This is a genomic window from Rhizobium sp. TBD182, assembly GCF_001950375.1.
Taxonomy (GTDB): Bacteria; Pseudomonadota; Alphaproteobacteria; order Rhizobiales; family Rhizobiaceae; genus Agrobacterium; species Agrobacterium tumefaciens.
In genome coordinates, this window is sequence record NZ_BDLN01000001.1 from 278,927 (window position 1) to 291,962 (window position 13,036).

The 13,036-nt window shown below is 57.1% G+C and carries 12 protein-coding genes and 1 tRNA gene; 6 read left to right on the forward strand and 7 right to left on the reverse strand.

What is annotated here, in order from left to right; all coding sequences use genetic code 11:
* Window positions 1-3: 3 nt before the first annotated feature.
* The 4 genes from T18_RS01475 to T18_RS01490 all read right to left on the reverse strand — a co-directional run bounded on the left by T18_RS01475 (window position 4) and on the right by T18_RS01490 (window position 1,661).
* Window positions 4-192: a hypothetical protein gene (locus T18_RS01475; RefSeq protein WP_038491136.1), complete on the reverse strand. Its 189-nt coding sequence runs from the start codon at window positions 190-192 to the stop codon at window positions 4-6.
* 295 nt (window positions 193-487) lie between these two features.
* On the reverse strand, window positions 488-712 hold the full coding sequence (locus T18_RS01480; protein WP_038491134.1) for a hypothetical protein: 225 nt from the start codon (window positions 710-712) through the stop codon (window positions 488-490).
* A 195-nt stretch (window positions 713-907) separates the two neighbouring features.
* On the reverse strand, window positions 908-1,159 hold the full coding sequence (locus T18_RS01485) for a hypothetical protein (RefSeq protein ID WP_003515464.1): 252 nt from the start codon (window positions 1,157-1,159) through the stop codon (window positions 908-910).
* A 169-nt stretch (window positions 1,160-1,328) separates the two neighbouring features.
* Complete coding sequence (locus T18_RS01490) at window positions 1,329-1,661, reverse strand: hypothetical protein (RefSeq protein ID WP_025593566.1); 333 nt, start codon at window positions 1,659-1,661, stop codon at window positions 1,329-1,331.
* A 440-nt stretch (window positions 1,662-2,101) separates the two neighbouring features.
* Here T18_RS01490 and T18_RS01495 point away from each other — a divergent pair, with 440 nt between their 5' ends.
* Window positions 2,102-2,548 carry a hypothetical protein gene (locus tag T18_RS01495; protein WP_003515454.1) on the forward strand — a complete coding sequence of 149 codons (447 nt, stop codon included), beginning with the start codon at window positions 2,102-2,104 and terminating at the stop codon, window positions 2,546-2,548.
* Window positions 2,549-2,682: 134 nt separating this feature from the next.
* On the opposite strand, the gene T18_RS01500 is transcribed toward T18_RS01495, so the two are convergent.
* A tRNA-Lys gene (locus T18_RS01500) sits at window positions 2,683-2,758 on the reverse strand.
* Between the two features lie 153 nt (window positions 2,759-2,911).
* Window positions 2,912-3,166 carry a GlsB/YeaQ/YmgE family stress response membrane protein gene (locus tag T18_RS01505; protein ID WP_003515453.1) on the reverse strand — a complete coding sequence of 85 codons (255 nt, stop codon included), beginning with the start codon at window positions 3,164-3,166 and terminating at the stop codon, window positions 2,912-2,914.
* Between the two features lie 123 nt (window positions 3,167-3,289).
* Between T18_RS01505 and T18_RS01510 the strand changes: the two genes are divergently transcribed.
* The 5 genes from T18_RS01510 (at window position 3,290) to T18_RS01530 (ending at window position 11,594) form a co-directional block, all read left to right on the forward strand.
* Window positions 3,290-5,959, forward strand: a complete 2,670-nt coding sequence (locus T18_RS01510; protein ID WP_038491131.1) for a mechanosensitive ion channel family protein — start codon at window positions 3,290-3,292, stop codon at window positions 5,957-5,959.
* 255 nt (window positions 5,960-6,214) lie between these two features.
* A complete protein-coding gene (locus tag T18_RS01515) occupies window positions 6,215-7,495 on the forward strand; it encodes a hypothetical protein (protein ID WP_233285228.1) in 1,281 nt (426 codons plus the stop codon).
* A complete protein-coding gene (locus tag T18_RS01520; protein WP_035252119.1) occupies window positions 7,492-7,815 on the forward strand; it encodes a hypothetical protein in 324 nt (107 codons plus the stop codon). The genes T18_RS01515 and T18_RS01520 overlap by 4 nt, the downstream gene beginning before the upstream one ends.
* 269 nt (window positions 7,816-8,084) lie before the next feature.
* Window positions 8,085-10,598 (forward strand): GcvT family protein, encoded by a 2,514-nt coding sequence (locus T18_RS01525; protein WP_038491125.1) that lies wholly within the window; start codon window positions 8,085-8,087, stop codon window positions 10,596-10,598.
* Between the two features lie 162 nt (window positions 10,599-10,760).
* A complete protein-coding gene (locus tag T18_RS01530; protein WP_003515447.1) occupies window positions 10,761-11,594 on the forward strand; it encodes a response regulator in 834 nt (277 codons plus the stop codon).
* Window positions 11,595-11,625: 31 nt separating this feature from the next.
* Here T18_RS01530 and T18_RS01535 read toward each other — a convergent pair.
* Window positions 11,626-13,036, reverse strand: a 1,411-nt coding sequence (locus T18_RS01535) for a phospholipase D family protein (RefSeq protein ID WP_323455164.1), incomplete at its 5' end; no start/stop codon positions are given.

Genomic DNA, 13,036 nt, shown 5'->3' on the forward strand with positions numbered 1-13,036 from the left:
CATCTAGCTGTCGAGTTTCAGCGACAATTGCTTCGGGCCTTCATTCTTTTTCAGCACGTAGAGCGGCCGGGCGATGATGACTTCCGTTCGCCGCTGCAATTCCCGTCGTCTCTCGAGCGCGCGCTCGCGCATATCGCGGGAGCGAGCGACCACGGACAGGGCATTTTCTATGGTTGCGTCTGCTTCGTTCATCGCTGACCTCCATAATGTTCACTTTATGTTCTCATTATCGGGCGCTTATGTCAACACTGTGGCAGCGATACTTATAGGGGCAGCTGAAATGCCCTAGAGATGGTCTGTGACGGGGACACTACGGGCTGCGTTGAGGGGGGAAGGGGTCGCCTGGAGCGTTTCTCCCTCGCGCTTGCGACGGAGCATCGAAGGCCCGTGCGGGCGCGACGGGGGATACTCCGGCCTGCTCAATTAATTTTCGGGATGCTTTGGCAATCATGCCGGGTGCTGATCAGCTCCGGCGGGCGGGAGGCTGTCAGGACAGGGGGCGTTGATCGGGTACGGTGAGGCCTGGAAGCAGGTCACTCAGATGTTCACTGGCGAGCGCGACGATGGCAAGCGCGGCTTGCTGGCGGTTCCAGCCAGCGTCTTCCGCTTTTTCGATCAGCCCTTGAATGGACGGCTCCAGCGCGAACTGGCACTCGGCCTTATAGTCCATGGTATCGATAGAAAGCGATGGAGAATTAATTGCGGCCCGCATCGTTTGGTCTCCCTGTTTTCCGCCATGCACGTCGTTAAGCGACGCGCAAATCGGAAACATGCACATTCAGAGGCCTATGATATCGGGCAGGCCCGTATATCAATGGCAGCGAATCCCCCAGCAGGCGGGACGTTAACGGCAAGTCTCGGTGGCTGTCAACGAACGTCCGGTAGCGACGGCGCCGTCTTACCTATTTCAGAGCCTTCCGTTCCGGAAAGGTTTTCGTCTCCAGACCAGCAATGCCATGACATAAAGCGCAAAAAGCACGAACCATGTGACGGGCAGCACCATGAAAAGCGCCGCATAGGCACAACTTCCCTCGAAACAGGAACCGAGAAATCCGGAATCGGCAAGCGTACCCGACAATAGAAACGCACATACGCCGCTTCCGACTGCGCCGAGGGCGAAAAGCAATATGTTGACGATCAATCTCATCACGACAATCATAGGCATGATTAAGACCGCTTTGCGGAGCGGGTGGCACTGCCGCGCTGATATTTCGTCGTTTCAGTAGATGTGTTGCAAAACCGGCGTTGCCGGAGCGGCTGATTTTTTTGAAGGCCGCTTGTTGGTGCAGGCCCCGCCATGATCGGGCAGGGCCGTTATTGCCGGATTATTACTCGGTGATGGTATATTCGCCGAGTTCGCACAGGTTCTGCGTATCCTCGAGGTCTTCCAGCTCATCGCCCTGGAATTCGAAACGCATGTCGTATTTGCAAACGCGGCGGCCATCGGCGATGGTGATCTCCATCGTTTCGCCCGGACCAAGCGCCTTTTTTCCGAAAACGTCGTCTTCCCAGTCATCGACGCCGACCGGCGAGGTGTAGAAGGCATTGAGAACTGAGTTCGTTCCGTTCTTCAGCGAAAAGACGAGGTCGTCCGCCTGCGCCGCACCCGCAACCGTCAGCGTAGCTCCGAAAAACACCGCCGTTACCCATTTTGATTTCATGATATCCCCCTTTTGCGCCATCGTTCTGGCTGGGCAATGCATACAACCAAACCAGTGGCTTGCAATGCAAACTGCGGGTTTTGGTTAAATTGCGAAGGGTTCGTTATGGGTAACTTTTCGAGATATCCAGTCTATTTTAAATATTACAAATATATATTTATAAATATTTCGAATTTTTTCCTTTATTTGTGATTTTATTTTTATGAAACAAATATATTATTTTTCTATTTTGAAACTATTTTTTTATTTTCAATTGTTTTTTCATTTATTTTGAGTTTTATTTTGATGTATTTATGATTTTTCTGTGTGTATCGTGGACTTTATTATTTTGTATATATCGATTGCTGAATCAGCGAAGAGTTTTTACTGACAAAAATATTTTTTCTAAAATGACGTTAATTGGTGGATGGGCCAGGCTGATCGCTTTCCGACAGAGGATAATGGATTTGATCAAGCGTTCGTTTTTATTCTTCTGCGGCCTCAAGCTGCCGGGTATCGTGGCACTGGCCACCCTGTACGCGGGTTTTCTGACGCAGGCTTTGGGCCAGTCGCGGGTCTGCAACGATCCTGCTCCGGTCAGCAACCTCAAAGAAATGTTCGATGCGATTTACGCATGCTGGGTGCCGCCGGAAGACACGGAGGGGCTTGTCGTGACGCTTCAGTTCATTCTGCATAAGGATGGGCAGATAAGGGGCAAGGTGGTCGTCACAGCCGCGCGCCCGCAGGAAGACAGTCCAAGACGGCAAGCCTTTATCGATTCCGCCATCGACGCGGTGAAGCGGGCAGCGCCTGTTCCTTTCACCGAGGAATTCGCAAGCCGTATTGCCGGGCGGCCCCTGGGGCCACGTTTTATCGGGACAAAAATCATACCCGAAACGAAGTTGTAGGTTTTCTTGGGAGGTAGGGCCGCTGTCGCGGCCGCATGTTTAGGGGCGCCGAATGCGAACTATTTTTTCAGTGCCCGGCGCCGAAGGCGATGCTTTAACTTAGCACCGCAACGTCTTGTCATTTTTGAAGAATTTGGTGGGTGATGTAGGGCTCGAACCTACGACCCGCTGATTAAGAGTCAGCTGCTCTACCAACTGAGCTAATCACCCGACCGACACCGTGTGGCGGTGTGAGGGGGGCTATAAAGGGGAAGTTTCGGCTTGTCCAGCGCGGAAATGAAATTTCTTCGATTTTTGTGACGAAAAAATTTCAGTCGCGCTGGAAAAGGCTGGAAATCCGGGATTTTACGGATTTGTCTTTTGCTATCCTCGCCGGAAGGCTCTGCCGATAACGATGAGGATGCAGGCGCCGATGAAGCCGGCGATGAGATAACCGATCCATCCGGTCAAAACGATTCCGAATACCGAGAGAATGGCGTTGGCGACGATCGCGCCGACGATTCCAAGTAGGATGTTCATGAAAACACCCATATTGCTTTTCATGAATTGTTCGGCGAGCCACCCGGCGACACCACCGATTATGATAGCTGCGATCCAGCCAATACCAGCAGATTCCATGATTTCCTCCCATGATTGCTGCACTATTGAAGGTGATGATTCTCCGGGTGAAAAGCAAGGTAAACTCCCGAAAACCTCGCTTTTTGCGGGTGGTTTTCCGCGCGGCAGGCGATAAATAGCCTGATGCTGGGTGAAGATATGAAAGGCATGGATGTGCGGTTGATGTTTGGCGGAATGATTGACGGTAGGCGGATGTTCGGCGGGCCTTTATCCGGCCGGCGGCGAAAGGCCGCCATGGCTGCGATAATGGTCGCGGTATTCACCCTCCTTGGCAGCTTTCTGTCGTCCGCAACCTTGGCGTCGGCACAGGATGCGCCAGCGGCCGCACCAGTCGCTATCCAGGCTTCCATCGTCGAGCAGGCGCGCACGGATCTGGAAAAATGGAAGGCCGACATTTCGGCAATCGCCAAACAGGTGGAGGCGGGCGGCAGCGATGACGTGCAGCTGGTCGACCTGAAGGGACGCGCCGATACAATTGCAGCCGATGCTGCCGCCGCCAACACCAAGCTGCGGACCCGCCTGGACCAGATCAAGACGCGTCTCGACGCGCTTGGCGCTGCCCCGGCGGAAGGACAGCCACCCGAAGCGAGCATGGTGACGGAGGAGCGCTCCCGGCTGACGGCGGAGCGTGCCGAGGTGAATGCCATTGCCGGCGAGGTGGAGAGCACTGCCACCAACGCCGCGCAGATTTCCAACAACATAACGGCAGTTCGCCGGGCGCTTTTTGCCGCGACCCTGTTCAAGCGCACCGAAGTCTCTTCCCAGACGCTGGGCGACGCCTCTTCCGCCTTCGTGAGCGAGCTGACCAATCTCAACAACGCCTTCAGCAGCTGGGCGGGTTTCGTCTGGAACTACAAACGCCTGCCGATGTTCGGGGCGGTGATGCTGTCGATCATGGCGGCGCTGCTGTTTCTGGTGGGCGGTTATCGCTTTTTTGGCAGCCGCATGGAAAGGCGGGCCTTTACCGGCGAGCCTTCCTATCTGCGGCGGCTTTCGGTGGCCTTCTGGTCAACCATGGTGCAGTCGCTGTCGCTTTTCCTGTTTCTGGTGACCTCGGCGTTTTTCCTCGATAATTTCAACGTGCTTCGTTCCGATATCGCGCCGATCCTGTTCGGGGCCATGGCAGTTACGGGCTTCGTCTATTTCGTGTCGCGGCTGAGCTACGCGATTTTTGCGCCGACGCAGCCGGAATGGCGTCTGTTGCAGGTTTCCAATCGCGGAGCCCACACGCTGTCCTCGGCCGTGCTTTTGATGGCGCTCGTCAACGGTCTCGATTATCTGTTCGGCACGATCAGCGAGACGCTCTATTCGCCGCTGATCGTCACCGTTGCCAAAAGCTTCATTGCCTCCATCATCATTGGCATCATCCTGCTCACCGTGTCGTTCCTGCGCCCGGTGATCGGTGAGGGGCAGGACTACGAGACCGGCAACCAGCGCCTGCCGCGCTGGCTGGTCATTCTGCTCAGGGTCGGCGGGCTTGTTCTCATCGGTGCCTGCCTGACGGGTTATGTGGGGCTGGCGCGGTTCCTTGCCACGCAGATCGTCGCTACCGGTGCGGTGCTCGCAACGATGTATATCGGCATTCTTTCCGGCAAGGCGATTTCGCGACAGGGCGCCTTTTCCGAATCCCTGGCCGGTCGTTATCTCGGGCGGCGCTACGGTCTCGGCCCGGTTGCGCTGGATCAGGCCGGTCTTGCGGCGGGGCTCGGCATCTATGTCATCGCACTCGCCTTCGGCGTGCCGCTCATCCTGTTTTCCTGGGGGTTCCAGCCGGGCGATATCGAAAGCTGGGCCTATCGTCTGCTGACCGGCATCACCGTCGGCAATGCCTCCATCTCGCTGATCGGCCTGTTCGGCGGCGTCCTTGTCTTTGCCATAGGCTACATCATCACACGCTGGTTCCAGAAGTGGCTGGACAACAACGTCATGGCGCGCGGGCAGGTGGATGCGGGCGTGCGCAACTCGGTCAAGACCGGCATCGGTTATCTCGGCATCGCGGTTGCGGCCATTTTCGGCGTCTCTTCCGCCGGTCTTAACCTCTCCAGCCTGGCGCTGGTGGCGTCTGCCCTTTCGGTCGGTATCGGTTTCGGCCTCCAGAACATCGTCTCGAACTTCGTCTCCGGCCTCATCCTGCTGGTCGAGCGTCCCTTCAAGGTGGGTGACTGGGTGGTGACAGGCACGACTGAAGGCACCGTCAAACGGCTTTCGGTGCGCGCGACCGAGATTGAAACCTTCCGCGGCCAGTCGATCATCGTACCGAACTCGGAATTCATCAATTCCTCGGTCGGCAACTGGACACACCGCAACCGTATCATGCGTGCGGAAATTCCGGTCTCCGTTGCCTATGAATCCGATCCGCAGCAGGTGATGGATATTCTGCTGGAACTGGTGCGCACCCAGCCGCCCGTACTGCGCAACCCCGAACCGCACGTGGAATTCCTCCGTTTCGGCGACTTCTCGCTGGATTTCGAATTGCGTTTCCACCTCGCCGATCTTTCGAACGGGCTTGGCGTGAAAAACGCGCTGAGGATCGCAATCCTGAAACGCTTCCGCGAAGAGGGGATCGCCATCCCGTTCCCGCAGCGTAACCTCAACATCCACGTGGAAGGCGATGCAAATCCGCAAATGCTGGCGGCGCTGCTTTCGGAAGAGGGTGACAAGGCGGTGGCAGCGCATACGGGCGCGGCGGCGCCTGCCGCGGCAACTGCACCGGAAAAGGATGCGGGCAAGGCGGGTGACAAAACCGTGGTGGAGCCGAAGGCGACGTTGAAGGCTGCCGGCAAGGACAGTTAATCTGCGGCTACCGCGGCTGCGGCGACGCAGCCGATACGGGCGTTGACGGGCGCGGGGAGTTATCCTCGCGCCCGATCTGCATTGTGGCGGATGAGACGCCAAACACAGGAAAGATCTTATTGGGAGGGAAACCGGATTTTGTCGGTCGTCATCATGAAATACAGTGAAAATTCCCTCGATGACTGTATTGTTTTTTAAACTTTAAGTTGATATGCTGGGTTATACTTAGTTCATTTCTTTCCTGTCGGGGTTCACATGCCGGATCCAGTCGATGAGAATGCCCAGCCTGCCCAGCCTGCCCAGCCTGCCCAGCCTGCCCAGCCTGCCCAGCCTGCCCAGCCTCCGGGCGAAGTTCCCGCGAAAACGTCTTTGCGGGAAAAATTGAGGAGTGCGTGGAGGTGGGTGACACCCCATGCCGCCCGAGTATCCTTACTGGCGACAGGTGTCGTTATCGGTTCTGCCGGTCTGTTTTTCCTGATGGGCGAAACCGATGTGACGGATGATTACCTGCCGAAACGCTGGAATGAATCCATCCGCAGACTGGGCATCGAGCCGGTCTATCCTCCACAGGAGGATATTTATGTCGGAGACATCATCGCCGAGGTCGTGGATTCGGGCCACAAGTTCAAGTCTTTGCCGACCGACCTCGAAAGCGAAGCCTTCATCGGTCGCTACGTCAAGATCACCCAGATACCTAATTTGCGGGGATATCTCGGGGTCAAGTCTGAGGCGCCTTATTTCGGCGACAGCACCTGGTCGGAGGATAAAAAGTCTCTGTCGATTGCTCAACCGCGTACGGAGGTTGCTGTGGATGGGACGACGTCTGGCCTGGTGGTGAAGGACGCGCTGTTTCCCATCGTCAGGATAGAACGCAAGGAAGGAATGGCAGGACTTTTACGCAATATCGCCTTTGGTGGCGCACGGGCGGATATCGAGGAAATCGAGCTTCAGAATGTGCAGACCTATGCGATCAATCCCTTCCATGCACAAAATGCGCTGATGCGGTTTTGCAATGATGACGACACCAAGGTCTATTGCGCCGACGACTATCTTCGCGAAAAACTCTCGTACATTCTCAGCCGCAATATTTTGAGAACCGCGGAGACAGAGGACTGTGGTTCGCGCTATATTTACGACATTCGTCTGCTGGTCGTGCGTCAGGCGTTTCTGACACGCGGGGTAAAGGTCACCAACGGCCGGGCACGCTCGGGTTTCATCGATGCGAGGGGAAACAAAGGTGACGTCCAGAAGACTGTGGATGGTGCGGACGTTGCCGCGACCACAGGCCCGCAGGGCCAGCAGCCGGCGGCCGAAAACATGGCCGGCAATGACAACACCATTCGCAGCACGAACAGTTCCGGCCTTTTTTCCGATAGCCAATTTGCGAGGCCGCTCGTAATAGGCTTCAACAGCGTTTCCATCGGTATGCGCAACAGCACGCCCGCATGGCTGGACGCCGCGGCAAAAGCTGCCGCTGGCAAGGACGTAAAAGACCGCGCCAAGATTTGTGCATCTTCGCAGGAGGTTGCGAAATGAGACTGGCTATTTTTCTCTTCGGTATGTTTTTTCCGTTTCTGGCAAATGCGCAGGATGTGGTTCGCCCGTCTGCGAGTGGAGATATTGCGCAATTCAACGATGATTGCATTTATCGCATTCCACCTTGCAGCAAGGATGATGGTGGCGGCGTTTTTCCGCCGCCACCACCTCCGCCCGGTGGCGGCGGCGGGATACACAATCTGCCAGGCGGTCCTGTCCTCAAGAACTCGATTATCGTTCCCGGCAATGACGTTATAAAGGGGTTAAACTTGGACGGCCCGGATGTGCGGGGAATGCAATTGCAGCTTCAGACCAGATAGACGGTTTATCCGGCGCTTCAGGCTCCAATCCGTCTTGGCTGACACTTGATCTGTTCCGGTTGGTATTTTCCCATATGTGCACCACCGTCGTCTTCAAAAGGCGACGGTGGTTTGAAACCCGCCTCCAGCGACGGCATTTTCTCCCCTGTCGCAGCACCCTATGGCCATGTCGCAATCAGGCGGCTGAACGGCCGCCGGGCGCTTCATATTCCATCCCATCGATTTGGCAGCACGACAGGCAATGCCGGCGCTTTTTAGGGGTTCTGTAAATGAAGACACATGCACGGGCGGTGGTGATCGGTGGCGGCGTCGTCGGCGTTTCGACGCTTTATCATCTTGCCAAGAAGGGCTGGAGCGACAGCGTCCTTATCGAGCGCAAGGAACTGACCTCCGGTTCCACCTGGCACGCAGCCGGTCTTTTGCCGCTGTTCAACATGAGCTACTCGGTCGGCCAGATCCATAAGTATTCGGTGAAGTTCTACGAGGAGCTTCAGGAAGAGACCGGCATGAATGTCGGTTTCTCCAAGGTCTCGAACATTCGTCTCGCCCGCACCAAGGATCGCTGGGACGAATATATGTATTACGCCGGCATTGCCGAGACCATCGGTGTGCGGGTCAACATGCTGACGCCGGAGCAGGTGAAGGAAATCTGGCCGCTTTGCGAGACGGACGGCCTGCTGGGCGCCATCCAGCACCCCGATGATGGATATATCCAGCCCGCCGACCTGACGCAGGCGCTGGCGAAGGGCGCGCGAGACCGTGGCGCCACCATCTATCGCAACACCACCGTCACCGCGATCGAGCAGCTGGAAGACGGTCACTGGAAGGTGACGACGGATAAGGGCGAGATCATCGCCGAACATATCATTTCCTGCACCGGCTCCTTTGCCCGCAAGACCGGCGAGATGGTCGGCATCAATATTCCGGTCATCCCGGTTGAGCACCAATATATCGTCACCGAGCCGCACCCGGCCATTCTGGAGCGCCGCCGTCAGGGTCTGCCGGAAATGGGCGTTCTGCGTGAATCGGATTCGGCCTGGTACATGCGCGAGGAGGCCGGCGGTCTGATCCTCGGCCCTTACGAAGTCGGCGCTCCGGTCTGTTATGTCGACGGTCCCTCTGACGATAGCGAATATGAGCTGTTCCAGGAGGAACTCGACCGGCTTATGCCGCATATCGAAACGGCGATGGTGCGTGTTCCGGCTTTCGGCGAAGTCGGTATCAAGAAGGTCTATAACGGCGCTATCGCCTATACGCCTGATGGCAACCCGATCGTCGGTCCGGCACCGGGCCTGAAGAATTTCTGGCTGAATGAAGGCCACTCGTTCGGCATCACCGCTGCCGGTGGTGCTGGCTGGCAGCTTGCCGAATGGATCGTCGATGGTGAGCCTACACTTGATCTGATGGGTGTCGATCCGCGCCGTTTCGGCCCTCACGCAACGGAAGGTTACCTCATTGCCAAGAATGAGGAAGCCTATGCCAACGTCTTCACCATGCATTACCCTGATGAAGAACGTTCCGCTGCCCGTCCGCTGAAGACGACGCCGGTTTACGACCGTCTGAAGAAGCTCGGCGGTGTGTTCGGTTCCGTTTACGGCTGGGAGCGTGCCAACTGGTATGCTCCGCAAGGTTATGCGTTGCGCGAAGAGGACCTCGGCGTCGGTGCGGATGTCATCACCAGCCACAACTATGCGCCGCCACTGGATGATGGCCGTATCGTCGAGAAGTGGTCGTTCCGCCGCTCGAACTATTTCGAACATGTCGGCAACGAGGTGAAGAACGTCACCCAGAATGTCGGCGTGCTTGACATGTCGGCCTTCGCCAAGATGGAAGTCTCCGGTCCCGGCGCGCGCGCCTGGCTGGACAGCATTCTCGCCAATATCGTGCCGAAGAAGCGCGGCCGTATTGCGCTGACGCACCTTCTGACGCCGAATGGCGGCGTGAAGGTGGAGTTCACCGTCTATGAATGGGCACCGGGCCGGTTCTATCTGGTGTCCGCTGGTGGTCTTGAGGCGCACGATCATGACGTGCTCCAGCGGCTTGCGCCCACCGACGGTTCCGTCGTGCTGCAGCCCATCACCCAGAAATACGGCGTGCTGGTACTTGCCGGTCCGAAGTCGCGCGATCTCCTGAAGAAGCTGACCCGTACCAGCCTCGAGAACAAGGATTTCCCGTGGCTGACGGCGAAGCAGATCTCCGTGGGTGTGGCGACGGCGCATGCGCTGCGCGTCAACTTCGTCGGTGAACTGGGCTGGGAGTTGCACCATCCTATCGAAATGCAGAACTACATCTTCGACCGGCTGATGGAAGCGGGCGCCGAATTTGGCATCAAGCCATTCGGTATTCGTGCGATGGTGTCGATGTCGCTTGAAAAGTCGTATCGCAACATGGGCCGCGAGCTTTCGGTCGAATATAACGCCTATGAATCCGGTCTCGACCGTTTCCTGCGTCCGGAGAAAAACTTCATCGGCCGCGACGCGCTGGTGGCCTACAAGGAAGCCGGATTGAAATCGGTATTCTCGACGCTGACCGTTTCGGGCAATACGGATGTCGATGCCCGTGGTTCTGAAGCTATCTTCGATGCAGATGGCGCACTTGCCGGCCGTGTGACGAGCGGCGGCTTTGGCTGGCGTATCGGCAAATCGATTGCCCTTGCCATGCTGAAACCCGAATATGCCACGATTGGCACGAAGCTGAAAATCCGCATTCTCGGCACGCTTTATGATGCCGAGGTGGTGGAAGAAAGCCCCTTCGATACGGAAAACGCGCTGCTGCGCGCCTGAGGGATTTTCCTGGAAGCATTCGAAACACGGCCCTCCCTCGGGGGCCGTGTTTTCTTTTGGGTAAGCATGTATGCCGACTGTTTTTGGGCAAAAGTGTTATTAATCATTCTGAAAAATACGCCTGCTAATTTCCCGTGAAAGACGACGGGGGACTGCGACAAAATGAATTTTCTGGGCATTACGGGCATGCAATATTCGGGTGTGCCATTTACCAATTGCCGCATTTTGCTTGCGGAAGATACCAATGTGTTCACCCAGATGGTGAGCATGCGCCTGAAGGAATTGCTGGGCGTTTCCGTGGAGGTGTGCCGTAACTTCGAGGAGTTGCAGGCGTGCTACGAACACTCGGCCGAACCCGTGACGCTTGCGATTTCCAACATCAATCTTCCGGGGGCGGAGAACGGCGAGGCGCTGGAATATCTGATCGATCTTTCGATCCCGACCATCGTTTTCACCAGCACGTTCCATGAGGCGACCCGCGAAACGCTGATCGCCAAGAATGTGGTCGACTACATTCTGAAAGACAATATCTTTGCCGTGGACATGCTGACGGAATCCATCTGTCGGTTCCTCACCAACCACCGCCACCATGTGCTGATCGTGGATGACAGCCCAACGGCGCGGGCGCTGCTTTCCAGCCGCCTCAAGCGTTATAATTTCCGCGTCAGCCTTGCCGATAGCGGTGCGAAGGCGCTCGAAATCCTGAAGGCCAATCCCGATATCGGGCTGGTGGTGACCGACTACAATATGCCCGATATTGACGGTTTCGAACTGACACGGCGCATCCGCACCGTGCGCGGTTCGCACGAGTTGCGCATCATCGGCGTTTCCTCTTCCACCAACCGGCTTTTGTCGGCGCGGTTCCTGAAGGCGGGTGGCAACGATTTCATGCTGCGGCCCTTCATCGACGAGGAATTTTATTGCCGCGTTAACCAGAACCTCGACACGCTGGTGCAGATACAGCTGGCCAAGGCTGGCGTGAGACCGGCGGCCTGACCGGACTTTTCGTTATCAAAGCCGCGATAAGTCAAAGCTGAGACTCGAGCGGCAGGAAACGCATGATGCCGGCGACGATCCGGCGGCTGATGGCAGCGTCCGGTTCACGCCTGTATGTCTTCGGCTGGCCGTGTTCTTCGGTCATCCAGACGATGCGATTGCCGTTGTCTATATCCAGCTCGAAGCTCATTGAGCGGCGGATCTCTTCGCTGAATATCTCGTCCATGCGCGCAACCAGCGGGGCTGAGGTGAAAACGACGCCCATTTCCGTGTTGAGAGAAGCGGAGCGCGGATCGAAATTGAGCGAGCCAATATAGCCGGTCTTGCCGTCGCGGGAGAAAGCCTTGGTGTGGAGGCTCGCCTGTCCTGAACCGCGAAGCGTAAAGCTTGGCTGGTCCGCCTGTGCACGCAGTTCATGGAGTCGCACCCCGCCCAGCAGAAGCGGCTTTCGATACCGTGCGTAACCGGCGTGAACGGCGGCAACATCTGTTGCAGCCAGCGAGTTGGTGAGGATGGCAACCGAGACGCCGCGCTCGGCAAGGTTTGCAAAAATGTCCAAGCCCTGTTTGCCGGGAATGAAATAAGGGGAGGTGATGTGCAGGCTGTCATTTGCCGCCTGCATCAGCGGCAGCAGGCTCTCCATCAGGAAGTTGTGGCCGTTGCGGCGTTTTCCCGCTGCTTTTTCCGGCGGGTCGGCAAGCACGTCGGCTTCATCGACCCAGTGCAGGCGGTCCGACATCAGGAAATGTCCGCTGCCATATTGGTTTTCGACGCGCTCGAGATAGGGTTTGGCAGCCTCGCTTTTCGGCAGCGCAGCAAGCTCGCGTCTTAACCTGGCAAGCTTGCTCGGCCTGCGCGCCAGAAGCGAGCGCACGGGAACGGAAACGGCGCTGTTCCAGTAGTCGTCGAAGATTTCGGTGGCATCCGCAACGATCCTGCCGAAACCGAGAATGTCGAAATCGTGGAAATTGGCCCGTTCGGCGGCATCGAAATAGGCGTCGCCAATATTACGGCCGCCAACGATCGCGGCGCGTCCGTCGGCAATCCACGCCTTGTTGTGCATGCGCCGGTTGACGCTTCGGAACCGGAGGACCAGTTCCAGGCTTCGATACAGGATGTTTTCCCGCGCCCTGGTTGGGTTGAAGAGCCGCAGCTCAATATTGCGATGGCTGTCGATGGCGTGGAAGATGCGGTCGGACATCGAGACGCCGAGATCGTCCAGAAGCAGCCTCACGCGCACGCCGCGATCTGCCGCGGCAATGACCTCGCGCATCATCAGCCGACCGGTCAGGTCGGCATTCCACATGTAATACATCAGATCAAGGCTGCGCCCAGCCGCCCGCGCGGCCGCCATACGCACTGCAAAGGCATCCAGATTGGAATGCAGCAGGCAGAGCGCGTTTTTCTCGTTCCAGCCGTTCCTTATCGACTGCCAGTGGCGG

What these genes read in the sequence shown, in the direction of transcription:
- T18_RS01480 (WP_038491134.1), bottom strand. Translation starts at nt 712, where the DNA reads ATGCGGGCCGCAATTAATTCTCCATCGCTTTCTATCGATACCATGGAC.
- T18_RS01495 (WP_003515454.1), top strand. Translation starts at nt 2,102, where the DNA reads ATGGATTTGATCAAGCGTTCGTTTTTATTCTTCTGCGGCCTCAAGCTG.
- T18_RS01515 (WP_233285228.1), top strand. Translation starts at nt 6,215, where the DNA reads ATGCCGGATCCAGTCGATGAGAATGCCCAGCCTGCCCAGCCTGCCCAG.
- T18_RS01475 (WP_038491136.1), bottom strand. Translation starts at nt 192, where the DNA reads ATGAACGAAGCAGACGCAACCATAGAAAATGCCCTGTCCGTGGTCGCT.
- T18_RS01505 (WP_003515453.1), bottom strand. Translation starts at nt 3,166, where the DNA reads ATGGAATCTGCTGGTATTGGCTGGATCGCAGCTATCATAATCGGTGGT.
- T18_RS01530 (WP_003515447.1), top strand. Translation starts at nt 10,761, where the DNA reads ATGAATTTTCTGGGCATTACGGGCATGCAATATTCGGGTGTGCCATTT.
- T18_RS01520 (WP_035252119.1), top strand. Translation starts at nt 7,492, where the DNA reads ATGAGACTGGCTATTTTTCTCTTCGGTATGTTTTTTCCGTTTCTGGCA.
- T18_RS01525 (WP_038491125.1), top strand. Translation starts at nt 8,085, where the DNA reads ATGAAGACACATGCACGGGCGGTGGTGATCGGTGGCGGCGTCGTCGGC.
- T18_RS01510 (WP_038491131.1), top strand. Translation starts at nt 3,290, where the DNA reads ATGCTGGGTGAAGATATGAAAGGCATGGATGTGCGGTTGATGTTTGGC.
- T18_RS01485 (WP_003515464.1), bottom strand. Translation starts at nt 1,159, where the DNA reads ATGATTGTCGTGATGAGATTGATCGTCAACATATTGCTTTTCGCCCTC.
- T18_RS01490 (WP_025593566.1), bottom strand. Translation starts at nt 1,661, where the DNA reads ATGAAATCAAAATGGGTAACGGCGGTGTTTTTCGGAGCTACGCTGACG.